The sequence below is a fragment of the Amycolatopsis sp. NPDC003676 genome (assembly GCF_053587275.1).
Genome location: NZ_JBSFNS010000030.1, coordinates 41610 through 65968, shown reverse-complemented (window position 1 = coordinate 65968; position 24359 = coordinate 41610). Strand labels below are relative to the sequence as shown.

Sequence of the window (24359 nt, the reverse complement as noted above, 5' to 3'; positions counted from 1 at the left end):
AGGAGTTCGCCATGAAGCAGTACCTGCTGGCCGTCCAGGCAGACGAAACCACGCTGGAGACCGGCGAGGAGCTGGCCGCCCAGATGGCCCGCACCACCAAGGTCACCGACGACATGAAGGCCGCCGGCGCCTGGGTCTTCGTCGGCGGTTTGCGTCCTTCGCACGCCACCACGGTGGTCCGCCCCGCGAACGGCACCACCACCGTGACCGACGGCCCGTTCGCCGAAACAAAGGAGCAACTGGGCGGCTTCTGGGTGATCCAATGCGCGGACCTGGACGAAGCCCTGCTGTGGGCTGACAAGTGCGCGCAAGCCTGCGGCCGCCCCATCGAAGTACGCCCGTTCGCCGACGGCCCGGAGGACGTCGCGTGACACTGGCCGCGGTCTACCGAGCCGAGTACGGCCGCTGCGTCGCCACCCTGACCCGCCTCCTCGGCGACATCGGATTAGCCGAGGAGGCGGTGCAGGACGCGTTCGCCATCGCAGTCACCGCCTGGGCCGAGTCTCTGCCGGCCAACCCAGGCGCCTGGATCGTGACCACCGCCCGAAACCGCGCGATCGACCGCCTCCGCCGAGAATCCACCCGCGAGGCCCGGCACGCCCAGGCCCTGCTCCTCCACCAGCCCGCCGAACCAGCAGAGGAGGGCCCCGTGCGCGACGACCAGTTGCGGATGATCTTCACCTGCTGCCACCCGGCCCTGTCGCCGCTCGCGCAAACCGCCCTGACCCTGCGCCTGCTGGGCGGTTTGGAAACCGCGGAGATCGCCCGCGCGTACCTGGTCCCGGAACCGACGATCGCCCAGCGGATCGTCCGAGCCAAAAAGAAAATCCGCGACGCAGGCATCCCGTACCGAGTCCCCGACGAGGCCGCACTGCCGGACCGCCTGGCCTCTGTCCTGACCGTCCTGTACCTGGTTTTCAACGAGGGCTACACTTCGACCTCCGGCCCGCTTGTCCGGACAGACCTGTGCTTGGAGGCTGTCCGCCTCACGCGCGCCCTAGCCGACCTGATGCCCGACGAACCCGAAGTCCAAGGCCTGCTAGCCCTGCTGCTCCTGACCGAGGCGCGCCGCCCGGCCCGAGTCAACCCCGCCGGCGAGCTTGTCGTCTTGACCGCCCAAGACCGTTCCCTGTGGAACCGAACCCTGATCGCCGAAGGCCACGCCTTGGTACGCCAATGCCTACGCCGCGGCCAGCCCGGGCCGTACCAGTTGCAAGCCGCGATCAACGCCGTCCACACCGATGGCCCGACGACGGATTGGCCGCAAGTACTGGCGCTCTACGACCAACTCCTGGCCCACACCCCCACCGCCGTAGTAGCCCTGAACCGCGCGGTGGCGGTCGCCGAAGTCCACGGCCCAGAACTGGCCCTGGCCCTAGTGGACGAGCTGGACCTGCCCGGCTACCACCTGCTGCCCGCCACCCGGGCGGACCTGCTGACCCGCCTAGGCCGCACCGCCGAAGCCGAAGCCGCCTACACCGAGGCGATCGCGCTGGCCACGAACGACACTGAGCGAGCTTTCCTGGAGACCCGCCGATCGCAGCTCGCCGGAGATGCCTGAGCTCGGTCTCGCTTCCCGTTCCGTCGCCGGTTCTTCGCGCACGCGACAGTTCGGCTCGGCTCAGCGAAGCTTTCGGCTTCTGCTCGCCTGCCCTGGCCAATCACGCCTGCGCGCCAGCCCGGCCCGGCCCGGCCCGTGAGCACAGCCGTGGCTTGGCTCGACGGAGGCTTCGGCTTCCGCAAGCCAGTCTTGCCCACCTCGCCCACTCACCAGCGCAGGCCGACCCGCGAGCACAGCCCACAGTTCAGTTCGGCAGGCCTTCAGCTGCATCCGCCCGCACGCCCAGGCATCTGCCCAGGCCAGCCCGCGAGCACATGCCACGGCATGATTCGGCGGAGCCTCGCCGACCGACCGCAGCCCAAGCAAGCCTCCTTGGCCGGGCCGGGCCGGGCCACCTTCCCGTCATCGTCAGGCCACTCATGCCAACGACACCTCACCGTCCAACCGCAACCCGCCTGGGCAACCAGTCGATCGATCCGGCCCACCGCTGCCCGCCAACCGACCCCAACCGACCGCAACCCGCCTGGATCGTCAGTTCGTCAGGGAAGTGCCGCCAACGATTCCTCCAGTGCCGCGTCCGGCAGTTCGTTGTCCACCATGTCCCCCGCCAAATACGCGCCGTACGCGGGAAGGTCGAGGTGTGCGTGTCCGCAGAGAGCCGTCAGGATCACCTTCTCCTCGCCGGTCTCCTTGCAGCGCAACGCTTCCTGGATGCACGCCGCCAATGCATGCGTCGGTTCAGGCGCGGGGATGATGCCTTCCGTGCGGGCGAACTGCACCCCGGCGGCGAAACACTCCTGCTGGCCGATCGCGAGCGCCTCGATGAGACCCAGCTCGTAGATGTGCGAGATCAGCGGCGACATCCCGTGGTAGCGCAGGCCTCCGGCGTGGATCGGGTCCGGGATGAAGCCGTGGCCGAGCGTGTGCATTTTCAGCAGGGGCGTGAGTCCGGCGGTGTCGCCGAAGTCGTAGGCGTAGCGGCCGCGGGTGAGGGTCGGGCAGGCCGCCGGTTCGACCGCGCGGATCACCGGGTTCATCCGGCCGGCCAGTTTTTCCCGCAGGAACGGGAAAGCGAGCCCGCCGAAGTTGGAGCCGCCGCCGGTGCAGCCGACGAGCACGTCCGGGGTGTCGCCGGCCATTTCGAACTGGCGGAGGGCTTCCTCTCCGATGACTGTCTGGTGCAGCAGCACGTGGTTGAGCACGCTGCCCAGCGCGTACCGGGCCCCCGGATCCGCCGCGGCCTGCTCGACGGCTTCGCTGATCGCGATCCCGAGGCTGCCCGTCGACTGCGGATTCTCGGCCAGGATCGCGCGGCCAGCAGCAGTGCGGTCCGATGGACTCGGGTACACCTGCGCGCCGAACGTCTCCATCATCAGCTTGCGGTACGGCTTCTGGTCGTACGACGCCCGCACCTGCCAGACCTCACACGACAGCCCGAACGTCGCGCACGCGAATGCCAGCGCGCTCCCCCACTGCCCGGCGCCGGTCTCGGTGGTGAGCCGCGTGACGCCCTCGGCCGCGTTGTAGAACGCCTGTGGCACAGCGGTGTTCGGCTTGTGCGAGCCGACCGGGCTGACGCCCTCGTACTTGTAGTAGATCCGCGCCGGGGTCCCGAGCGCCTTCTCCAGCCGGCGGGCGCGGTAGAGCGGCGACGGACGCCAGAGCCGATAGACGTCGCGGACTTCCTCGGGAATGTCGATGTAGCGCTCGGTGGTCACTTCCTGCTCGATGAGCGCCTGCGGGAACAGCGGGGCCAGGTCCGCGGGCCCGACGGGCTCGCGCGTGCCCGGGTGCAGCGGCGGAGGCGGCGGCTCGGGCAGGTCCGGCACCACGTTGTACCACTGCGCCGGGAGATCGGCCTCGTCCAGGATGTATTTCGTCCGTTCTGCCATGACGCCTCCTCGGTCGGCGGACCCCAACGTAAGCCGGGCGGCGGGAGAAGCCAAGCGCGAGAGCGCGCGAGGGGACCCCTCGCGCCGATAAAGCCGCAGGTCCACCCGTGTGGGCGACCTGTCCACAATGGAGGGTGTGGACGATTCGCCGGAAGCCGTTTCCGGCGGGCGCCGGTTTTTGTCGGTGGGTGCCGGTAGGTTCGTTGGCATGGCGACATTGGTGACGTTCCACGCTCATCCGGACGACGAGGCGATCATGACCGGCGGCGTGATGCGCAAGGCGGCCGACGAGGGACACCGGGTGGTGCTCGTGGTGGCCACGCGCGGGGAAAAGGGCGAGATCCCCGAGGGCCTGCTCGAAGACGGCGAGCAGCTCGCGGACCGGCGCGTGAAGGAGACGCAGGCGGCTGCTGAGGTGCTGGGCGTCTCGCGGGTGGAGTTCCTGGGATACCAGGACTCCGGAATGATGGGCGACCCGTCGAACGACGGCCCGGGCACGTTCTGGAGCGCGCCGGTCGAAGAGGCGGCGGAGCGGCTGGCGACGATCCTGCGCGAGGAGTCGGCGGACGTGCTGACGGTGTACGACGACTTCGGCGTCTACGGCCACCCGGACCACATCCAGGTCCACCGCGTCGGCATGCGCGCGGGCGAACTCGCGGGCACACCGCGGATCTACCAGGGCTCGGCGAACCGCGACGAGATCCGCCGCGCCGCCGAAGCCGCACGCGCGGCGGGCGAGGAAGGCGGCCCGGAGGAGGACATGATCATCGGCAAGCCAGCAGCCGAGCTGACCGCGGAAGTGGACGTCACGGCATACGCGAAGGTGAAGCGGGCTGCGATGCGCGCGCACCAGAGCCAGATCAGTGAGGATTCGTTCTTCCTGGCTCTGCCGGACGACAAATTCGGCCAGGCGTTCGGGACGGAGTGGTTCATCCGCGAAGGGCAGGGGCCGGGGGTGACGGAGACGGATCTGATGAAGGGACTCTGACCGGCCTGGGACAAGCCGGGGCACGGAGCTACCGGCGCTGACCGCAGGACCGAAACGGGTCATCAGGTCAGCGCAGGACCGAGACGGGTCGCCAGGTCAGCGCAGAACCGAGATCGGTCAGCAGGTCAGCGCCGAGGGAGTCGCCCGCGCAGGCACGATTTCCGATGCTGATCGCAGACCGAGCCCGGTCGCGGATGGGCACTGGCGGTCGCACGTGCGCCGAACTGCGAGGAACGGCGGGGCCGCGACAGCCCGCAGTCGAGAGCAGACTGGCCATGCCCCGGAGCAGACGGAATTGATCGCGTGACACCGGGCGGACAGCCCGAACCGGTGTGGGTGATGCCCGAGCCGAGGGAAATGGTTAGCCGGTCCGCGTTCTCATGCGGGACTACAGGCAGTTGCCTGCGCGCGGGGGTACGACATCGCGCAGCCGCCGCCCGACGTGGACGATGCGGAGGCCATGCGGGTCGTGCGGGGTCTCGGCGCATGCGCCTGACAAGGCAGCTCAGTCGACGCAGCCCAGTCGACGTGGTGGTTCCCGCACGCGGGCAGCTGTCACGCGGGGTTCGCGGGCTCCGAGTCTCCGACTCGAGCCGCAGCCAGGCGGACTGCGTCCAAGATTTTCTCGTACCCGGTGCAGCGGCACAGATTGCCCGCCAGGGCTTCGCGGATTTCTGGGTCCGTCGGGGCGGTCACGCGGTGCACGAGTTCATGTGCGGCGACGACCAACCCCGGCGTGCAGAAGCCGCATTGCACGGCGCCGGTGTCGATGAAGGCTTGTTGTACTGCGTCCAGCTCGTCGCCGTCGGCCAGGCCCTCGACCGTGTGGACGTTCCTGCCTTCGGCTTGGCCCGCGGCGACCAGGCACGAACACACTGGGGTACCGTCCAAATACACTGTGCACGAACCGCATTCACCCTGTTCGCAGGCGTTTTTCGAGCCTGGCAAGCCCAGTTGGTCGCGCAGGACGAAGAGCAGGCTTTGCCCTTCCCAGACCTCGTCGACAGTCCGCGGCTCGTCATTGACCGTGAGGTTCAGGCGCATTTCGGCTGCCCGCCTTTCCGATAGTCGTCCCAGGCCCAGCTCAACGTCCGGCGGGCCAGTACTGCGATCGCGTGGATGCGGTAGTCCGCGCTGCCCCGGACGTCGTCGATCGGGGACGCGGCGCTCGCGGCCAGTTCGCCGAAACGGCGGACTACCGGGTCCGGCAGCGGGGAGCGGGATTCCCACGATTCGGAGAGGGCGTCGCGGAGGAAGTCTTCGGCGGCGGTGGCTCGGCGTGGCGTCGGGGCGGCCGATCCGACTGCCGCGCCTACCCAGCCGGTTTCTGGGGCCAGGTCCAGTGCGAACGAGCAGACTGCGATGACCATCGCGTTGCGGGTGCCGACTTTCGCGAACTGTTGCGGGCCGGTCGCGACCGGAAGGTGGATGGCGGCGATCAGCTCGTCCTGGGCCAGAGCGTTGCGTTTGACGCCTTGGTAGAACTCCGTAGCCGGAATCATCCTGGTGCCGCGCACGGACGCGACCTCGATTGTCGCGTCGCAAGCCAGGAGCATGGGGTGGGCGTCGCCGGCTGGGGAGGCAGCGCCCAGGTTTCCGCCGACGGTGCCGCGGTTGCGGATTTGCGGGGACCCGACGGTGCGGCTCGCCATCGCCAATCCGGGGAAGCGGGTGCCCAGCTCAGTGATGATCCGGGTGTACGACACGCCTGCGCCCAGACGGATGCGGCCGTCTTTTTCAGTCCATTCGGTCAGGTCGCTGATCCGGGTCAGGTCGAGCAATGCGGTGGGGCGACGGTGGTCGAAGTTGAGTTCGATCAGGACGTCGGTGCCGCCCGCCAACGGGACGGCGTCGGGGCGGTCCGACTTGACCGCCAGGGCTTCCGCCCAGGTCACAGGGGTCAGGAAATCCACGGGGCACCTCCGGCCTCGGGAAGGAACGGGAAGGGTCGAACGGCCGCGTCGGGCGAGCCGGTCACGAAGCGGTATGCAAGCTCGCCGCGTGGTCCTGGGCGATGTCGTCTGGGCGGTTCGGGGAGTTCGGCAAAGGCAAGCCGGTCACGAAAGTGGCACTCACGCCTGCACCGCAGCCTCCGATCAAAGCGATGCCGTCCGGACGGATCAGGGTCAGCAAAGGGAGGCCGCTCACGAAGCCGCACCCAACCCCGCGCCGCGGCCTCCCGCCAAAGCGATGTCGTCCGGGCGGACGGGGGCGTTCGGCAAAGCCAAGCCGGTCGCTGAGCGGAGGGCGTTCAGGATCGCGGGGGTCGACGACAGGGTCGGCGGCTCGCCGACGCCGTTCAAGCCGTAAGGCGAGTCCGGGTGCGGGAATTCGAACAGGCTGATCGGCATCGGCGGCACATCCAGCACGGTCGGGATCAGGTAGTCCGTGAAGGACGGGTTTCGCACCCGGCCCTCGGCATCCACCAGGATTTCTTCCATCAAAGCCAAACCAAGGCCCTGCACGCTCCCGCCTTCGATTTGGCCTTCTACCGCCAGCGGGTTCATCGCCTTGCCGACATCCTGGGCGGTCGCCAGCTCGACGACCTTCACCAAACCCAGTTCGACATCCACGTCCACCACGGCTCGGTGGGCGGCGAAGGCGAAGGCGATGTGTGCGTCGCCCTGGCCGGTTTCCGGGTCGATGCCCTGGGTGGGGCGGTGGTGGTACTCGAAGGTGTGCGAAAGAGTGGCCGAACCGACCAGGTCGGCGATGGAGCACACGGGGCGTCCGGCGGTGTCCAGGACTTGGTCGTTGCCCAAAGAGAAGCCTGAAGCGGCTGACGCGCGGCGCAGGAGTTCCCGGGCGATGTAGCGGCAAGCCCCCTGCACGGCACCGGTCGACATCCAGGTCATTCGGGACGCGGAGGCGGAACCGGCGTCGCCGATTTGGGTGTCGGCGGGGAGGACGACTACCCGGGAGACGCCTAGTTCCGTGCTCGCCACTTGCGATTGGACCGTCGTGACGCCTTGTCCGCATTCCGCGGCGGCGGTGTGCACCGAGACCACCGGGGCGCCGTTCACGACGGCCAGAGTGACTCGGGCGGTCGAGATGTCGTCGACGCCTCCTGAGTAGCCGATCGCTTTCACCCCGACCGCGTAACCGACTCCGCGACGCACCCCCTCGCCGTGCGTCGTGTTGGCGGCTCCGCCTGGCATAGAAAGAAGATCCATCGCGGCAGCGGGTGGCAGAGGACGGTCTCGCAAGGCTTGCAGCAGTTCCGCGACGGGGGCCGGGCCGTCGACGGCTTGGCCAGTGGGCAGGACGGTGCCGGTGGTCATGGCATTGCGAAGGCGCAACTCCATGGGGTCCATGCCCAGTTCGTGCGCCAGTTTGTCCATATTGGACTCGCAGCCGTAGGCCGACTGGACGGCGCCGAAACCGCGCATCGCGCCGCAGGGTGGGTTGTTCGTGAACACTGCCAGGCCGTCGATTTCAGCATGAGGAACGTCGTAGGCACCGGTCACGAAATAGCAGGCGTTGGCGATGACTACGGGGGAAGTCGACGTGTAGGCACCACCGTCCAGAACTAGGCGCGCTTTGACATAGACCAGGCGACCGTCCTTTGTGGCTCCATGTTCGTAGCGCATCTTGGCCGGATGGCGGTGTACGTGGCCGAAGAAGGATTCGTAGCGGTTGTAGGACATCTTCACCGGGCGTCCGAGACGCAGGGCGAGCATGCAGGCGTGCACGTGGACGGAGAGGTCTTCTCGGCCGCCGAAGGCACCGCCGACGCCTGCCAAAGTGAGGCGGACTTTTTCTGGCGGCAGACCTAGGCACGGAGCTAACTGTTCTAGGTCTTTGTGCAGCCATTGCGAGGAAACATAAAGCTCGACGCCGCCATCCTCGGAGGGAATAGCCAGGCCGGATTCCGGACCCAGGAAAGCTTGGTCCTGCATCCCGACCTCGTACTCGCCGGTGACGACGACGTCCGCTTCGGCTCGGGCCTGCGAAAGGTCGCCGTGGCGGATTTTCACGTGGCGTACGAGGTTTCCGTCGGGGTGGATGGGGCGGACGTCCTTGTCCAAGACTGTCATCGGGTCGGTGACCGGGGTCAGCGGTTCGTAGTCGACGATGATCAGTTTTGCGGCCTGGCGGGCGGTTTCCGGGTCGTCGGCGGCGACCAGCGCGACGGGTTCGCCGTGGTAGCGGACCTCGTCGACAGCGAGGACCGGCTGGTCGGCGGACTTCATTCCGTACGTCTTCGCGCCGGGTACGTCCTCGTGGGTGAGCACGGCGTGCACGCCCGGTTGAGCGAGAGCCTTGCTCGTGTCGATGGACCGGATCCGCGCGGCCGCGTACGGGCTGCGCAGCGTGGTCGCCCAGACCATGCCCTCGATCCACAAATCCGACGAATAGGCGAACCTGCCGGACACCTTGGCGGCGCCGTCCGGCCGGAGGGCGCTTTCGCCCACCCCGGCGGCTTTCCCGGTTTCCGCGGCGCGTACCAGCGAGTCCACAGTGACCACCAGCTTTCCTGCTTTGCCGACTCCACGGGATTCAACACGTGTAGATCGGGACTGTCAACGGCTCTTCGGGTATCGTCTGGCGCATGCAGCGGGTCACCCGGGACGATGTCGCACGGCTGGCGGGCACCTCGCCGGCCGTGGTCAGTTACGTGCTCAACAACGGGCCGCGTCCGGTCGCTCCCGCCACCCGGACACGGGTGGAACAGGCGATCGCCGACCTCGGGTACCGGCCGAATCTCGTCGCGCGCGCGTTGCGGTCCACGCGCAGCAACGTGCTCGGGCTGGTCGTGCCGGACAGCAGCGAGGGCTACTTCACCCAGCTCACCCACGCGGTCGAGCGCGCCGCGTTCGCGCGCGGATCCCTTGTGCTGCTGGGGAATTCGGCATTCTCCCGGGAGCAGGAGCTGCGGTACGCCGAATCGCTGGCGAACATGCGCGTGGACGGCCTGCTGCTCGTCCGCGCGGAGATCGCCGGCGCGGCCGCGACTCACTCCACTTTGGACGTTCCGGTCGTCTACCTGCATCACCACGCCCCGTCCGGTGCCGCCGCACCGTCCGTGGTGCTAGACAACAAGGCGGGCGGGCGGCTGACCACCGAACATCTGCTCGGGCACGGTTATCGCGAGATCGGGTGTCTCACGGGTACCGCGCGGTCCGGGCCGGTAGCCGATCGAGCCCGCGGCTGGACCGAGGCAATGCGGGCGGCCGAAAGAAAAACAGGCAACGTCGTCCGCACCGGTCTGGATCGGCACGCCGCACGGGCCGACATCCGGCGGTGGCTGCAGTCGCCGGAGCGACCGCGCGCGATCATGGCGACCGCGGACGGGCTGGCGCTCGACACGCTCACTGTCGCCGCGGAGCTCGGCCTGAGCGTGCCGAAAGACCTTGCGGTGATCGGCTTCGGCGGAACCGATGCCGCCGCACACAGCTGGCCCGCGCTGTCCACCGCCGGGCATTCCTTCGACGATTTCGCCGACGCCGCAGTGTCCACTCTGGACAAACTCCGAGAGAACACCCAACCGGAAGATCGCGTCCTCGACGTACACCTGACCGCGCGCGCCAGCTGCGGGTGCGCGTAAACCCGCAGCTGGCGCAGCACCAGAATCAGGAGTTAGCGGCCTCTGCCCACGCCGACGGCGTGTAGCCGAGATAATGCGACGCGTGCGTATTCGCCGCCGAGGCCTGCGGAATGTCCCCGCGCAAATACGCCTCGGCTTCCGCCTTGTCCTTCGGCGGCGGCGTCGGCGCCAGGCCGAGCAGCTTGGCCATGTTGTTGCCGAGGTAGCCCTCCAGGTCGTCCTCGGACAGGTTCAGGCCCTGCGGCGGCTGGTGGCACAGCACTTCCAGCTCCCGTGCCCACATGCCGGGCTCGTTCGGCGGCGAGTCGGTGCCGAAGACCAGGTCGCTCTTCTTCATCTCCTTGGCGAATTCGACGATCCGCGACTGCAGCAGCCAGCCCGATTCGCCGATCACGTTCGGCGAGTCCTGGATCATCCAGAACGCCTCGAAACAGTAGACGCCGCCGGTCTGGATGCCGAAATGGCCGAGAATGAACGTGACGTTCGGGAACTCGCGGATGATCGGGTAGAACTGGGTCGGGATCGAATACGGCCCGTCCCCGGTGTGGATCAGCACGATCACGCCGAGCTCGTCGCACACCCGCATCACCGGCCGCAGCCAGTCCAGCGCCCGGTCCGGGCGGTAGGAATGCATGTTGGCGTGCAGTTTCAGCATCTTGTAGCCGTATTCCTTCACATGGAAGGCCAGCTCCGCCGCGCCGTTTTCCGGGCCGAACCGCGGGTTGTACATGAAGTTCCCGACGAATCGGTCCGGGTACTGCTGCACGAGCGAGGTCACGTACGCCTGGTATTCGCGGATGCCTTCGCGCCCGGTTTTGTTGCCCTCGCGCCAGGTCGTGTTGCCCGGCGGCGGCATGATGCAGCTGACGTCCACGCGCCGCGGCTTGCCGTTGATCCAGAATGGACCGTCCATCATTTCCAGCGTGCGCTCGCCGGTGAACGGGGTTCCGGTGTGCCGCCAGGCTTCGTCGACGAGATTCGTCGGATGGACATGGGTATCGATAATCACCGGATGTCTCCTTACGCAAGACTTGAGTAAAGGACTCCCCGGCCGCGCTTCACCGCACCTACGGGACCCGGAAGCGCGATCCGCGCTCCGGCGCAACCGAGTGCAACACCTTCGCCGCCCGCTGTCAACACATGATCGCCGAATGCCTTGCGCGGCAAGACTTTCCGGAGAGGGCTCTTGACACCGGTCCCGCGAGGGCTTTGCATTGAACGACCCGGCGGCGCTGCCGGGCGCCGGTGACCTCCCGTTTCGGGCCAACCGTTCGGCCAGCTGCCTCCAGCCGCGTGCTGGAGACGACCGCCGGGCCGGGTCCGACCCCGCCCGGGGAAGGGCGGCCCGATGTCGGCTGCGGAACCCTGCGAACTCCTCCTGACCGGCGGCACCGTGGTGACCGTCGACGACCAGCGCACAGTCCACTCCAGCGGCCACGTCGCGATCACCGGCGACCGGATCGTCGGCGTCGGACCGGGATCCGGCACTGAGCGCTGGCACGCCGAAGAGATCGTCGACTGTCGCGGCAAGGCGGTGCTGCCCGGCCTGGTCGACGGGCACAACCACCTCTACCAAGCGCTCGCTCGCGGGCTCGGCGAAGGCATGTCGATCGTGCCCTGGCTGTGCGATTTCATGTGGCCGTATTCGATCGCGATCACCGGGCCCGAAGCGGTGGCCGGAGCCCGGCTCGGCGCGGTCGAAGCGTTGCGCGCCGGCATCACGACGGTGATCGACAACCATTACGCGCCAAGCGATCTTGAAACGACGCTCGCCGTCGCCGACGTCATCGAGGAGTCCGGGCTTCGCGGCGCGGTCGCCCGCGGCATGCTGGGCGAGCGCACCGAAATCGCCGACCGTCGCGGCCAGCCGATCGAACTGTTCCGTTACTCAAGCGAGGACGAATTCGCGATCACCCGCGAGGCAATGGAACATCGGCCGCCTGACTCCAGGGTCGCGGTGTGGCCCGCCGCGCTCAACCTCTGTTACGTGGAGCAAAAACTCGTCCGCCGGACGGTCGAACTCGCCCGGGAATTCGGCACTCGCTGGCACACCCATTGCTGCGAGAGCAAAACCGATCCGGTCAGCTACATCGAAACCCACGGGGTCCGGCCGGTCGAATGGCTCGCGAAAGAAGGCCTGCTTGACGAACGGGCCACCCTCGCGCACGCGATCTGGCTCGACGAAGCCGAAATCGAGCAGGTCGCCGCTGCCGGTGCCGGGGTCTCGCACAACCCGGCGTCCAACGGTTACCTCGCCTCGGGCACCGCGCAGATCGCGAACCTGCGAAAGCGGAATGTTCCGGTCGCGCTGGGCACCGACGGTCCCAGCTGCGGCCATCGGCAAGATCTTTTCGAGGCAATGAAACTGAGCGTCTTCGGCCAGCGAACGGCCACTTTGGACCCGACGGCCCTGCGAGCCGAGGACGCGCTGGAAATGGCCACCCGCGAGGGGGCCCGTTACGCCGGAATCGACGCGGGAGTGTTGAGCGAGGGCAAGCTCGCCGACGTCATCGTGACCGCGCTCGACCGTCCGCACGTGCGCCCGGTGCACCGGGCTGTCGCCGCCCTCGTCTACTCCGCCCGCGGGTCCGATGTGGAGCTGACGATCGTGGGCGGCGAGATCGTCTACCGCGACGGACAGTGCGTCCGCGTCGACGAAGAGGCCGCCGCCGGCGAGGCGGAACGGCACGCGGCCCGGCTGCTGGAACGCAGCGGCATGGGCGGCCTGCTCACTCCCTGGGCGCGGTGATCCGCGCTCCCCTTTCCCCGCTGTGGAGGAAACCATGCGATTCCGTCCGCGCACCACCCGAGCCGAAGCCGCGACCCGCGACGCGGTCGACACCGTCCCCCGGCTGCGGCAAATGCTCCCGCTCGGTGTCCAGCACCTGCTGGTCGCCTACTCCGGAATGGTCACCGTCCCGCTGCTGATCGGGCTCGGCGTCGGCCTGTCCACCGCGCAGATCGCCACGCTCGTCACGGCGAACGTGCTGGTCAGCGGCATCGCGACGCTGTTGCAGACGCTCGGGATCGGCAACGTCGGCGTCCGGCTGCCGATCGTGATGGGCTCGACCTTCACCGGCATCACCCCGGCGATCATCGTCGGCAAGGAGGCCGGGCTGCCCGCGGTCTTCGGCGCGACGATCGTTGCCGGGCTGCTGACCTGGCTGGTCGCCCCGTGGTTCAGCAAGCTGATCCGGTTCTTCCCGCCGATCGTGACCGGGACGATCATCGCGATCATCGGGTTCTCGCTGCTGCCCTCCACGGCGACGCTGATCGCCGGGTCCAATCCGGGTGCCGCCGACCACGGTTCGGCCGGACGGCTGATTCTCGGGCTGGGCACCATTGTGCTGACTGTCTGTTTGGAACGGTTCGCTCCGCCCGCGGTGCGCCGCTTCGCGATCCTGATCGCACTGGCCGTCGGCACGCTCGTCGCGATTCCGCTCGGCATGGCGGACTTCAGCTCGGTCGGGCACGCGGATTGGGTCGGCGTGGTGAAGCCGTTCGAATTCGGCATGCCGACGTTCGCCTTGTCCGCCTTGCTGCCGATGATCATCGTGCAGCTGGTGAACATGGTCGAATCGACCGGCGACACGCTCGCTATCGGGCAGATCGTCGGCCGCGACGTCGGACCGCCGGAGATTTCCCGGGCACTGCGCGCGGACGGGATCGGCTCCGCCTTCGCGGGCGTGTTCGGCTCGTTCACCGTCGTCACCTTCGGCGAGAACGTCGGCCTGGTCAGCATCACCCGCGTGATGAGCCGGTTCGTGGTCGCCACCGCGGGCGCGGTGCTGGTGCTCATGAGCCTGGTGCCGAAACTCGGCGCGGCCGTCGCGTCGCTGCCCGGACCGGTGCTCGGCGGCGTCGGAGTGGTCATGTTCGGCACCGTCGGGGCGGTCGGGCTGCGCATCATGAGCCAGGCGGATCTCAGCAACGGGCGCAATATCTTGATCGTCGCCATCTCGTTCGGCTTCGGCCTGTTGCCGGTCGGCGCGCCAGAGTTTTACCAACATCTGCCCGTGGTGGTGCAGACCGTGCTCACGAGCGGCATCGCGGCCGGCGGCATCGCGGCGTTCCTGCTGAACCTCGTGCTCAACCGCCGCGAGCGGGCTCCGCGCACCGGGCCGGAAGCCGCGCCCGGGTATTGACCCTCGGCGGCTTCCGATGCACCATAGTCGAAACTCCTTGCAGGGAAGGAAAAATCTTCGATCATCCCATAACCCCGTAGGTGCGGCGGCAGGATTCGCGCGCGGCCGGGGGTCATCGACGCCGGCTGCCCGTCCGGCTCCGGCGACGACCCACGATCCGCCCGGCCCGGCCGCTTTCCCGGCCCCGCCGGCCCAACGAGGTGAGGGAATCATGGCCAGTCCCGTGTCCCCTGTGGACGAACGTCCCCGATTCGGCCCGCTGGTGCTGCTGGGTTTGCAGCACGTGCTCGTGATGTACGCCGGAGTCGTCGTGGTGCCGATCGTGGTCGGCGCCGGGCTGGGGCTTCCCCAGTCGCAGATCGCCGACCTGGTCAGCGTCGACCTGGTGCTCGCCGGGATCGGCACCATGCTGCAGGCGTTCGGCGTCTGGAAGTTCGGCATCCGGATGCCGCTCGTGGTCGGCGCGGCGTCCAACGGAATCGTCCCGATGGTGCTGATCGGCAGCACGCAGGGGCTGTCCACAGTGTACGGCTCGCTGCTCGTGGTCGGCGTGCTCTGGGTGCTGATCGCGCCGCTGTTCAGCAAACTGCTCAAGCTGTTCCCGGAAGTCGTCACCGGCACCGTCATCACATTGATCGGATTGACGCTGATTCCGGTCGGGCTGAAACTCATCGCCGGTTCCAATCCGTCCGCGCACAACTACGGTGCGCCAGCGAATCTCGCGCTCGCCGGGTTCACGCTCGCCTTGATCGCGGTGTTCTACCGGGTGTTCCGCGGTCTGCTCGGCCAGCTCGCGATGCTGATCGCGCTCACTGTCGGCGCGATCGTCGGCTGGCTGACCGGGCTGGGCAGCCTCGCCGGAGTCGCCGACGGTCCCGTTTTCGGGCTTCTGCGACCGATGCATTACGGAGCGTTGCATTTCGACATTCCGTCGATTCTGCTGTTCCTGGTGATCGTTTTCGTGCTGATGGTCGAGGCGTCCGGGCAGGGGCTCGCGGTCGGCCAGGTGGTCGGCAAGAAGGTCGGACCGCGCGACATCGCCAATCTGCTCCGGGTGGACGGGCTGCTCACCGCGCTCAGCGGCGTGTTCAACGGCTTCGCCTACACCACCTTCGGCCAGAACATCGGGCTCGTCGCGCTGACGAAGGTGCGCAGCCGTTATCCGGTCGCGGTCGGCGGGATGATCCTGGTGGTTTTCGGGGTGGTGCAACCGATCGGCCGGGTGATCGCGGCGATCCCGCAACCGGTGATCGGCGCGGCCGCCGTCGCTACCTTCGCGGCGCTGACCGTGTCCGGCATTCAGCTGCTGTCCCGAGTGGACTTCAACAAGACCGGCAACCTCGTGATCGTCATGCTGTCGCTCGGTGTCGGATTGATCCCGGCCGGTGCGCCGGACTTCTACAAGCAGTTCCCGTTCGCAGCACAGGTTTTCCTCAAGAGCGGCGTCGCCACCGGTACGGTCCTGGCAGTGCTGCTGAACCTGCTTTTCTTCGCCCGGCGCACATGGCAGCCGGAAGAACCGACTGTGCACCGAGAACCCGCCGCAAAGCTTTCCCAGTCCTGAAAGGACGTCATGGGCACCGAACCGCAGCGGCCCCGGCTGATCGTCGGCATCACCGGGGCCAGCGGCCCGCACCTGGCTGTCCACCTGCTGAGCGCGCTGCGCAAGCTCGGCACGGTGGAAACGCATCTGGTCATGTCCCGGGCCGCGCACCGCACCATCGAACTGGAAACCGGAATGCCGCCCGCCGAGGTCGCCGACCTGGCCGACGTCCGCCACGCACGCGGGGACATCGCCGCGTCGATCGCGTCCGGTTCCTTTCGCACCATGGGCATGGTCGTTGTGCCGTGCTCGATGAAGACCGTCGCCGGAATCGCGCACGGCTACAGCGACGACCTGCTCGTCCGCGCCGCCGACGTGACACTGAAAGAACGCCGTCCGCTCGTGCTCGTCGCCAGGGAAACCCCGTTGAGCCTCGTGCACCTGCGCAATCTCGTGGCGGTGACCGAGGCTGGCGCGACCGTGCTGCCGCCGGTTCCCGCCTTCTACCACCAGCCCGAGTCCATTGAGGACATCCTCGCCCACCTGACCGGCAAGGTGCTCGACCAGTTCGGCATCGAGAACGAACTGTTCGCGCGCTGGCAGGGTCCGCCCGCCTCGCAAGGAGTTTCGCGGTGAACCACCGGCAAGATCCCCATGCTTTCGTTGACCAGTACCGGCACGAGTTTCCCGACGACGTGCTCGTCCTCGACGATCCCGTCCCGGCCGACGAGGGCGTCACCGGGGTGATTTACGAACTCGCCGCGGCCGGGCGGCACGAGATGGTGCTGTTCCGGAAGGTGACCGGGCTCGACGTGCCGGTGGTCAGCAACCTGTTCGCCTCACGGGAGCGCATCGCCCGCATGCTCGAAACCGGACCGTCCGGTTTGCACAGTGCCTACCAGCAGCAGGCCCTTCGCGCAGTGCCGCCGAAGGTGGTCGACAACGGGCCTGTGCTGGACGACGTGACGACCGAGGTCGACTTGGCGACCATCCCGATGCTGCGGCATTTCGCCAGCGACCGCTCCCCTTACGTCACCAGCGGAATCATCGTCGCGGAGGATCCGGACACCGGCGTCGGCAACCTCAGCTACCACCGCGCGATGCCGCATTCCCGCACCGAATTGGCGACCAGCCTCCATTCCCGGGGCGACCTGTGGCGGATGCTGCAGAAGTACGCCGAACGCGGGGAGCCGATGCCGGTCGCGATGGTGCTCGGCGGGCATCCGCTGTTCATGCTCGCCGCGTCCGCGCGGGTCGGCTACGACGTGGACGAACGCGCGGTGGCGGGCGGATTGCTCGGGGAACCTCTGGAGGTCGTGCGTACCCCGCAGCACGGCATCGGCGTCCCGGCCTGGTCGGACTTCGTGCTGGAAGGCACGATCGACGCCTCCGAGCACGCGGACGAAGGCCCGTTCGGCGAATTCTCCGGCTATTCCTCGAATCGCTCGACCAACAACGTGCTCCGCGTGCAAACGATCATGCGCCGCTCGGACGCCATGCTCATCGACGTCGTCGGCGGCAACACCGACGAACACCTGAATCTCGCCCGCGTGCCACGCGAATCAGAAATGGCGGAGAAACTCAAGGCGCGCTTCCCGGACGTCACGGCGGTCCATTACCCGACATCCGGCACGCATTTCCACTGCTATGTCGCACTACGCCAGCGACGACCTGGGCAAGCCCGTCAGGTAATGCTCGGCCTGCTCGGCTGGGACCCGTACGTGAAGACGGTGATCGCCGTGGACGAGGACGTCGACATCACCAACGACAGTGAAGTCTTGTGGGCGCTGGCCACGCATTTCCAGCCACACCAAGACTTGTTCACTGTGGATGGTCTGCCCGGCTCGCCACTCGACCCGTCCTCGGGTTCCGACGGCACGACGTCCCGGATGGGCCTGGACGCCACTCGCGGCCCGCAGTTCGACGGCAACCGCATCGTCGTCTCCGAAGAAGCACGTCAGCACGCTCGCCGGATTCTCGGCGGGAACGTTTAAGGAGGGAATCATCATGGCCAAAATCCCGGTGACCGTTCTGACCGGCTTTCTCGGCTCCGGCAAAACCACGCTCGTCAACCACATCCTCACCGCGAACCACGGCCACCGGATCGCGGTGATCGAGAACGAGTTCGGCGAAATCCCGATCGACAACGCGCTCGTGCTCGGCGGCGACGAGAAAATCATCGAAATGAGCAACGGCTGCTGCCTGTGCTGCACCGCGCGCACCGACCTGATCGAAATCCTGCAGTCGCTGCTGCGCCGGCGCGAACGGTTCGACCGGATTCTCATCGAGACCAGCGGCATGGCCGACCCGAACCCGGTCGCGCAGACGTTCTTCGTGGACGACGAAGTGTCGTCGGCCTTCGCACTGGACGCGATCGTGACGCTGGTCGACGCGCGGCACGTCGGCAGCCATCTCGAGGAGGGCGAACACGACGGCGTCGGCGGCCAGGTGAGCAACCAGATCGCGTTCGCCGACCGGATCGTGCTCAACAAGATCGACCTGGTCACCGAGCCGGAAATTGAGGAACTGCGCACGCAGCTGCGCTCGGTGAACGCGACCGCGGACATCCTCACGTCCAGCTACGGCAGCGTCGATCTGGACGACATCCTGGGCATCAACGCCTTCGACCTGAACCGCACCGTCGCCGCCGACCCCGGCTGGCTGGACGACGAGTCCCACCACCACGACCCGACGCTGGAATCCGTCTCGATCGAACTCGACTACCCCTTGGACCGCGCCGCGTTCGAACAGTGGCTCACCGCGCTGTTGTCCGAACGCGGCGACGACCTGTACCGGTTCAAGGGAATCCTGGCGTTCGACCGCCGCACGGTGCTGCAAGGCGTGCATCGGATCTACGAACTGACCGATGCGGGCGAATGGGGTGCGGAGCCGCCGGTCAGCAAGCTCGTCCTGATCGGGCGGAACCTCGACCGCGCGGAGCTGACCGACACGGTGTCTCGCTGCAGCCTGGCCGCGGTTGGCCGGTGACTCACGCGAGCGCCGCGGTCACGTCCAACTCGACGAGCTGGCCCCGGTAGCCCAGGCACGCCACCCCGACCAGCGTGCTCGCGGTGGTGAACGCCGCCGCGATCGGAGATTTCACGAACCGCTCCCAGACGGCGGCGAGGGTCGGCTGGTCGGAGGTCGCCACGTAGATCACCGTCCGCACCACGTCCTCGGGAGTCGCTCCGGCGTGCGCCAGCGCGGCCTCGGTGTTCGCGACGACCTGGTCCACCTGCGCGAGGACGTCGCCGGGAACGACCTGGCCGTCGGGCGTCAGCGGGCACTGACCGGCGAGGTGCAGGGTGCGGCGCGCGTCGACGGTGGTCACGTGGTGATAGCCGGGAGTCGGATGCAGGGAGGGCGGGTTCTGCCGTTCAATGGTCACGAGGCGGATCGTCGCTCACGCACGCGGCTGGCCGCCACGGGATTTCCGGAGCGGGAGGACGCATGCGCAGGACCATCGACTGGGCCGACGGGGCGATCGTGATCGTGGACCAGGTCGCACTTCCCGGCGAATACCGCACGCTTACTCTGCGCACGGTGACCGAACTGGTCGACGCGATCCAGCGGCTGGCTGTCCGCGGAGCACCGGCGCTGGGAGCGGCTGGCGCATTGGGAGTCGCACTGGCGGCTTACCAAGGCGGGGATGTACGGGCGGAAGCGGACCGGATCGCGCATGCCCGGCCGACAGCGGTCAACCTGGCCTGGGGCGTTTCCCGCGCGCTGGCACAGCTGCCGAATGGGGCCGACGCGGTGCTGACCGAGGCGCGGGCGATGCTCGATGAAGACGAGCAGCGCAACCGCACCGCGTCGGCGCACGCGGCGGAAGTGGTGCTGGATGCGTGCCCACGCAGGCCATTGCGGTTTCTCAGCCACTGCAACACCGGCCACCTGGCGACCGTCTCGTGGGGCACGGCGCTCGGCGTCGTCTGGCACCTGCATGCGCGGGGCCTGGTGGAATCGGTGCTGGTCGACGAGACCCGTCCGTTGCTGCAGGGATCCCGGCTCACCGCTTGGGAACTCGAACAGGCCGGAGTGCCGTATCGCGTGCAGCCGGACGGCGCGGCAGCCGCGGCGATGGCGCGCGGTCTCGTGGACTGTGTGCTCGTCGGCGCGGACCGGATCGCGGCGAACGGCGACGTGGCCAACAAAATCGGCACCTACAGCCTGGCCATCGTCGCCGCGCACCACGGAGTTCCGTTCGTAGTCGTCGCACCTACGTCCACAGTGGACAAAACCATCGCTGCCGGTGCCGACATCGCCATCGAGGAACGCGCGGCCGCGGAACTGACGAAGTTCGGCGGAGCCACGATCGCCCCGGAGGGATCAGTGGTGTTCAACCCGGCCTTCGATGTCACTCCCGCGGCGCTCATCACCGCGGTGGTCGCCGAGGACGGCGTTTTCGGCTCGTGAGCCTGGTGCGGCGGAGGGTCGTGAGGGGAACCCGGAGGGAATCTGATTCCCTCAGGATTCCCCTCACGTACCGACCGCAGTCCGAAGCTAGGGGCGCGGGCCGACGACCTCGGCGCCGTCCCGCACGGTGATCGCCATAGCCGGGCAGGAGTCCGCAGCGTCCAGCACCGTTTCGTCCGGTCCGACAGTCCCGGAGACGGCACGCGCGGTGGCCCCGTCCAGCTCGAACACCTCCGGCATCAGCGACGCGCACATCCCGCTCCCGATGCACACGCCCCCGTCGACCTCGACCGTCCAGCTCATCGTCACCATCCCACCGGCATCGACCGCGGCCCGCGGACCAGCATCTGCGTCTTCCACTCAATATCCCCGGCCAGCCGCAGCCCCGGCAACTCCCGGGTCAGCGCCCGCAGCGCCTCCTGCAGTTCCAGCCGCGCGAGCGGGGCGCCGAGGCAATGGTGCACCCCGTGCCCGAACCCGAGATGGTGGTTGTCCCCGCGATCCAGGACGAGCTGGTCCGCGGTGCCGAACTGCAGCCGGTCGCGGTTGGCCGCACCGATCGCCACCAGCACCGGTTCCCCTTGGCGCACCAGGACATCGCCGACCTCGACGTCCTCCGTCGCATACCGGGCGAATCCGGCTCCAGCACCGAGCGGCACGAAGCGAAGCAACTCCTCCACCGCCGTCGGGATGAGCGACGGGTCGGCGCACAACCGCTCCCAGTGCTCATGCTGATCCAGCAGCGCATACACGAAGTTAGGAATCTGGCTGGCGGTCGTTTCGTGCCCAGCGACCAGAATCCCGACGCACAGATCGACCAATTCCAGCTCGGTAAGCCGATCCCGGACATCCCGCGCCTCGATGAGCGCGGTCATCAGATCGTCCTGCGGCCGCGCGCGATGCTCGGCGATCAGACCAGCCATGTACGCCCGCAGTTCCTCGCGGCTGCGCTCCGACTCCTCAGGCGTAAGCCGCGTGGTCGACAACGCCGCATCGCTCCACTCCCGGAACTGCGGCCGATCCCCCACAGGAACCCCGAGCAACTCGCAAATCACCGCGACCGGAATCGGCAACGCATACAGATCAACGAGATCAGCCGGTTGCCCGTGCTCCCGCAGCTCCGCGATCAACTCGTCAGCCAGCCGCGCGACCCTCGGGCGCAGTTCCTCGACGCGCCGCGCCGTGAACGCCTTCGCGACGAGAGTGCGCAGCCGCGTGTGATCCGGCGGATCCATCGACAGGATCCCGCCCGGACGCCGGTACTCCGACATCCGCGGCTCGTCGCTGTCCTGCGCCAGCGCCCGGGAGAACCGCCGGTCGCCGAGCACCAGTCGGGCGTCGGCGTAGCGGGTGGCGAGCCAGGCGGCCTCGCCGTGCGGCATCTGGACGCGAATCATCCCGGCGTTCTCGCGGGCGGCGGTGTAGGCCTCGTTGAGCGCGAGGCCCGCCTCCTCGTTGAACGGATAGGCGAGCGGTTCGGTGTGCGTGGTGGTCATGCCAACGACTCCCCGGATCCCTTTGTAAGCAGGTGCTTACATGCCTACACCTGGCACCGGTACCGGGTCAACCGCGCGAAGAGGTAATCCCGCGGGCGTAGTCCCGTGAGCCGATGCGGACAACGGCACCGTGGATACGATCAACGGCATGGCCGTGGCGCAGTTGCCAGCGAAGACGGCGGTGGCCTGGACGGCTTTCGCACTGTCGCCGCTGGTGCTGGTCTTCTGGGCGACAGTCGGCGGCCCGGCTTCGGTGTTGCCGGTGCTCGCGATGGTGCTGCCGGTCGGGGTCCTGCGGCGGCATCCGTGGGCCGTGCTCGGGCTGCTGGCGGCAGAGCTGGCGGTCAGCCCGCTGCTGCCGATGCCCGGGCATGACTCCTTCATCCGATATCTGCAGATCGTCGGTGTCGACCTCGCAATCGGCTACGTCGCCGCCACCCGTCGGTCGCAGGTGTCGCTCGCTGCTGCCGCCGCGATGCTGGTCGTGCAGGCCGCGGTAGCGAACGTTTTCCCGCTGTGGCCCAGTTACAGCCAGCGTGGTTCGCTCGAAGCTGTAGCGGGGCTGGTCATCGCCTGGCTGGGCGGGAGCGCGCTGCGCTTGCGACGGCAGAACTCCCTGGCACGACAAGCACATGCCGCCGCCGAAGCAGTACAGGCCGAGCGGTTGCGGATCGCGCGGGAGCTGCACGACATGGTCGCGCACAGCATCGGGGTGATCGCCTTCCAGGCCGGCATGGGCCGCCGCGTCATCGACACTCAGCCCGCCGAGGCAGAGGCCGCCCTGCACGCCATCGAAGACGCCAGCCGCGAGACTTTGGCCGGGCTGCGGCGGATGCTCGGTGCCCTGCGCGAATCGGACGCCGAGCCCGCGCCGCTGGGTTTGGCGGACCTCGACCGCCTGGTCACGCGTTCGGCGGACGCCGGGCTGAGCGTGCGGCTACGGTGGCTCGGCGAGCAGCGACCGCTTCCGCCGGACATCGATTTGTCCGCGTTCCGGATCATTCAGGAGTCCGTCGCCAATGTGGTCCGCCATGCTGGCACCAGCGAGTGCGAAGTGGTGCTCGACCAGCGTGCCGAGGAGTTGTGCATCGAGGTGACCGACAACGGGCGGGGCCGCGGTCAAGGCGCGGGCTACGGCATCGCCGGAATGCGCGAGCGCGTCGCCCTGCTGCGCGGCGAGTTCTCCGCCGGGCCGCGCCCCGAAGGAGGCTTCCGGGTGACTGCCCGGCTCCCGCTGCCCGAAGGCGTCCGGTGACGGTCCGCGTCCTGCTCGCCGACGACCAGCCGCTGATCCGCAGCGACCTGCGCGTCCTCATCGCCGACCACGACGACCTCCTCGTGATCGGCGAGGCCGGAACCGGCGCGGAAGCGGTCGAGCTCGCCCGCGACACCCAGCCGGACGTGGTGGTGATGGACATCCGGATGCCCGGCATGGACGGCATCGAGGCCACCCGGCGCCTCACGGCCTCCCCCGAACCGCCGCGGGTCCTGGTGCTGACCACCTTCGACGAGGACGAGCACGTCTACGGCGCACTCCGCGCCGGAGCCAGCGGATTCCTCGTCAAAGACATGGCGCTGGACGACATTCTCGCCGCGATCCGGGTGGTCGCGGCGGGCGACGCCCTCATCGCGCCCAGCGTCACCCGCCGGCTCATCTCGCATTTCGCGCTGGGCCCCGGACCGGCCCGGCCGCACCGATCCGCCGAGGGCATCACCGAACGCGAACGCGAAGTGCTGACGCTGGTCGGCTCAGGCAAGACGAACCACGAAATCGCCGCCGAGCTGTTCATCAGCGCCGCCACCGCCAAGGCGCACGTCGCCCGGCTGTTCACCAAACTCGACGCGCGCGACCGCGTCCACCTCGTGATCCTCGCGTACGAAATGGGGCTCGTCCGCCCGCCCGGGTGACCCTCCGGCTTACCCCCGCGGGCGGGTCCGGCCGCGGGCAATGCCGCCTGGCGGCCGATGAAGCGGCGGGCCAAGGTCGGCATCGTCGGAGGCGCACCATCGCCGACCGACAGCCGAGGAACCGATGCCCCGATTCGACCGCTCCGCCCTGACCGCCGCGACGGTCAATCTGCTCGCGCGGCGGACTCCCTATCTCGAAACCGAAGTGCACACGCTGCGGGAACTGGTCCGCCCCGGCGACGTCTGCGTGGACGTGGGCGCCGCGGCAGGCCTGTACAGCCAGGCCCTTTCCCGCCTGGCCGGGCCCGCCGGGACAGTGCACAGCGTCGAACCGCTGGTCTTCTCCCATCCGGTGTGGTCCCGGGTGCTGGGCGCCTGGGAACGGCCGAACGTCGTCCGGCACGCCGTCGCGCTGGGCACGCACGCCGGGGAAGCGACGATGCGGGTTCCGTTCACGTCGTACGGAGCGGCTACCAGCCGCGCTTTTCTCGGCCTGGATGCCCGGAATCTGGGTTCTACCGCCGATTTCGCCTATCACGTCGACATGCGGGTCGAAGTGAGCACGCTCGACAAGCTGTGCGCGGAGGCGGGCTTGACCCGGCTCGACTTTCTCAAGATCGATGTCGAAGGCGGCGAACTGCGTGTCCTGGAAGGCGGCGAGCACACGATCGCCGCCTTCCGGCCCGCAGTGCTGGTCGAAATCGAGGCGCGGCACACCGTGCGCTATTCCTACTCGCCGGACGATGTCGTGCAGTGGCTGACCGGGCGCGGATACCGGATGTACACCTGGCGGCGCGGATGGCAAGCCGTCGACCAGGTTTGCTTGCACGCCAACAACTATCTCTTCCGGCCAGCCGACTGA

General features: G+C 68.2%; 22 protein-coding genes. 14 read left to right on the top strand and 8 right to left on the bottom strand.

All coding sequences use genetic code 11. The features are described from left to right. Positions 1–11 precede the first annotated feature (11 nt). Both ACWDNU_RS19765 and ACWDNU_RS19760 read left to right on the top strand, forming a co-directional pair. The gene (locus tag ACWDNU_RS19765) at positions 12–371 is read left to right on the top strand and encodes a YciI family protein (RefSeq protein ID WP_370935255.1); all 360 of its coding nucleotides are present in this window, start codon (positions 12–14) and stop codon (positions 369–371) included. Then, the gene (locus tag ACWDNU_RS19760; protein WP_449669939.1) at positions 368–1561 is read left to right on the top strand and encodes an RNA polymerase sigma factor; all 1194 of its coding nucleotides are present in this window, start codon (positions 368–370) and stop codon (positions 1559–1561) included. The genes ACWDNU_RS19765 and ACWDNU_RS19760 overlap by 4 nt, the downstream gene beginning before the upstream one ends. Before the next feature lie 539 nt (positions 1562–2100). Here ACWDNU_RS19760 and ACWDNU_RS19755 read toward each other — a convergent pair. Further along, positions 2101–3453 (bottom strand): TrpB-like pyridoxal phosphate-dependent enzyme, encoded by a 1353-nt coding sequence (locus ACWDNU_RS19755; RefSeq protein ID WP_370935253.1) that lies wholly within the window; start codon positions 3451–3453, stop codon positions 2101–2103. A 208-nt stretch (positions 3454–3661) separates the two neighbouring features. Here ACWDNU_RS19755 and ACWDNU_RS19750 point away from each other — a divergent pair, with 208 nt between their 5' ends. Continuing rightward, on the top strand, positions 3662–4441 hold the full coding sequence (locus ACWDNU_RS19750) for a PIG-L family deacetylase (RefSeq protein WP_449669938.1): 780 nt from the start codon (positions 3662–3664) through the stop codon (positions 4439–4441). A 555-nt stretch (positions 4442–4996) separates the two neighbouring features. Here ACWDNU_RS19750 and ACWDNU_RS19745 read toward each other — a convergent pair. The 3 genes from ACWDNU_RS19745 to pucD form a co-directional block, all read right to left on the bottom strand. Then, positions 4997–5485 carry a (2Fe-2S)-binding protein gene (locus ACWDNU_RS19745; protein WP_449669937.1) on the bottom strand — a complete coding sequence of 163 codons (489 nt, stop codon included), beginning with the start codon at positions 5483–5485 and terminating at the stop codon, positions 4997–4999. Next, on the bottom strand, positions 5476–6354 hold the full coding sequence (locus ACWDNU_RS19740; RefSeq protein WP_449669936.1) for an FAD binding domain-containing protein: 879 nt from the start codon (positions 6352–6354) through the stop codon (positions 5476–5478). Before ACWDNU_RS19740 ends, ACWDNU_RS19745 begins: the two co-directional genes overlap by 10 nt. Before the next feature lie 231 nt (positions 6355–6585). Next, a complete protein-coding gene (gene pucD, locus ACWDNU_RS19735; protein ID WP_449669954.1) occupies positions 6586–8901 on the bottom strand; it encodes a xanthine dehydrogenase subunit D in 2316 nt (771 codons plus the stop codon). 92 nt (positions 8902–8993) lie between these two features. Between pucD and ACWDNU_RS19730 the strand changes: the two genes are divergently transcribed. Further along, on the top strand, positions 8994–9989 hold the full coding sequence (locus tag ACWDNU_RS19730; RefSeq protein ID WP_449669935.1) for a LacI family DNA-binding transcriptional regulator: 996 nt from the start codon (positions 8994–8996) through the stop codon (positions 9987–9989). 25 nt (positions 9990–10014) lie between these two features. Here the strand turns inward: ACWDNU_RS19730 and ACWDNU_RS19725 are convergent, their stop codons facing one another. Further along, a complete protein-coding gene (locus tag ACWDNU_RS19725; RefSeq protein ID WP_009081542.1) occupies positions 10015–10998 on the bottom strand; it encodes an amidohydrolase family protein in 984 nt (327 codons plus the stop codon). 339 nt (positions 10999–11337) lie between these two features. Between ACWDNU_RS19725 and ACWDNU_RS19720 the strand changes: the two genes are divergently transcribed. The 6 genes from ACWDNU_RS19720 (at position 11338) to ACWDNU_RS19695 (ending at position 18665) form a co-directional block, all read left to right on the top strand. Next, a complete protein-coding gene (locus ACWDNU_RS19720) occupies positions 11338–12738 on the top strand; it encodes an amidohydrolase (protein WP_449669934.1) in 1401 nt (466 codons plus the stop codon). Between the two features lie 34 nt (positions 12739–12772). Next, positions 12773–14134: a nucleobase:cation symporter-2 family protein gene (locus ACWDNU_RS19715; protein WP_449669933.1), complete on the top strand. Its 1362-nt coding sequence runs from the start codon at positions 12773–12775 to the stop codon at positions 14132–14134. A 211-nt stretch (positions 14135–14345) separates the two neighbouring features. Further along, positions 14346–15698 (top strand): nucleobase:cation symporter-2 family protein, encoded by a 1353-nt coding sequence (locus tag ACWDNU_RS19710; protein ID WP_449669932.1) that lies wholly within the window; start codon positions 14346–14348, stop codon positions 15696–15698. A gap of 9 nt (positions 15699–15707) precedes the next feature. Continuing rightward, a complete protein-coding gene (locus ACWDNU_RS19705) occupies positions 15708–16313 on the top strand; it encodes a UbiX family flavin prenyltransferase (RefSeq protein WP_449669931.1) in 606 nt (201 codons plus the stop codon). Further along, complete coding sequence (locus tag ACWDNU_RS19700; RefSeq protein WP_449669930.1) at positions 16310–17671, top strand: UbiD family decarboxylase; 1362 nt, start codon at positions 16310–16312, stop codon at positions 17669–17671. Before ACWDNU_RS19705 ends, ACWDNU_RS19700 begins: the two co-directional genes overlap by 4 nt. A 13-nt stretch (positions 17672–17684) precedes the next feature. After that, positions 17685–18665: a CobW family GTP-binding protein gene (locus ACWDNU_RS19695; RefSeq protein WP_449669929.1), complete on the top strand. Its 981-nt coding sequence runs from the start codon at positions 17685–17687 to the stop codon at positions 18663–18665. Position 18666: 1 nt separating this feature from the next. On the opposite strand, the gene ACWDNU_RS19690 is transcribed toward ACWDNU_RS19695, so the two are convergent. Then, positions 18667–19065, bottom strand: coding sequence for a RidA family protein (locus tag ACWDNU_RS19690; RefSeq protein WP_449669928.1), 399 nt, complete (start codon positions 19063–19065; stop codon positions 18667–18669). Positions 19066–19127: 62 nt separating this feature from the next. Here ACWDNU_RS19690 and mtnA point away from each other — a divergent pair, with 62 nt between their 5' ends. After that, a complete protein-coding gene (mtnA, locus tag ACWDNU_RS19685; RefSeq protein ID WP_449669927.1) occupies positions 19128–20093 on the top strand; it encodes an S-methyl-5-thioribose-1-phosphate isomerase in 966 nt (321 codons plus the stop codon). An 87-nt stretch (positions 20094–20180) separates the two neighbouring features. On the opposite strand, the gene ACWDNU_RS19680 is transcribed toward mtnA, so the two are convergent. Together ACWDNU_RS19680 and ACWDNU_RS19675 are read right to left on the bottom strand one after the other, a co-directional pair. After that, the gene (locus ACWDNU_RS19680; protein ID WP_370935239.1) at positions 20181–20396 is read right to left on the bottom strand and encodes a ferredoxin; all 216 of its coding nucleotides are present in this window, start codon (positions 20394–20396) and stop codon (positions 20181–20183) included. 2 nt (positions 20397–20398) lie between these two features. Continuing rightward, the gene (locus tag ACWDNU_RS19675) at positions 20399–21589 is read right to left on the bottom strand and encodes a cytochrome P450 (protein ID WP_370935238.1); all 1191 of its coding nucleotides are present in this window, start codon (positions 21587–21589) and stop codon (positions 20399–20401) included. A gap of 148 nt (positions 21590–21737) precedes the next feature. On the opposite strand from ACWDNU_RS19675, the gene ACWDNU_RS19670 reads away from it, so the two are divergent. From ACWDNU_RS19670 to ACWDNU_RS19660, 3 genes are all read left to right on the top strand, one after another. Continuing rightward, complete coding sequence (locus ACWDNU_RS19670) at positions 21738–22844, top strand: sensor histidine kinase (RefSeq protein WP_449669926.1); 1107 nt, start codon at positions 21738–21740, stop codon at positions 22842–22844. After that, entirely contained in the window at positions 22841–23497 is a 657-nt protein-coding gene (locus ACWDNU_RS19665) for a response regulator (RefSeq protein ID WP_449669925.1), read from the top strand. Before ACWDNU_RS19670 ends, ACWDNU_RS19665 begins: the two co-directional genes overlap by 4 nt. A gap of 124 nt (positions 23498–23621) precedes the next feature. Beyond that, positions 23622–24359, top strand: coding sequence for an FkbM family methyltransferase (locus ACWDNU_RS19660; protein WP_449669924.1), 738 nt, complete (start codon positions 23622–23624; stop codon positions 24357–24359).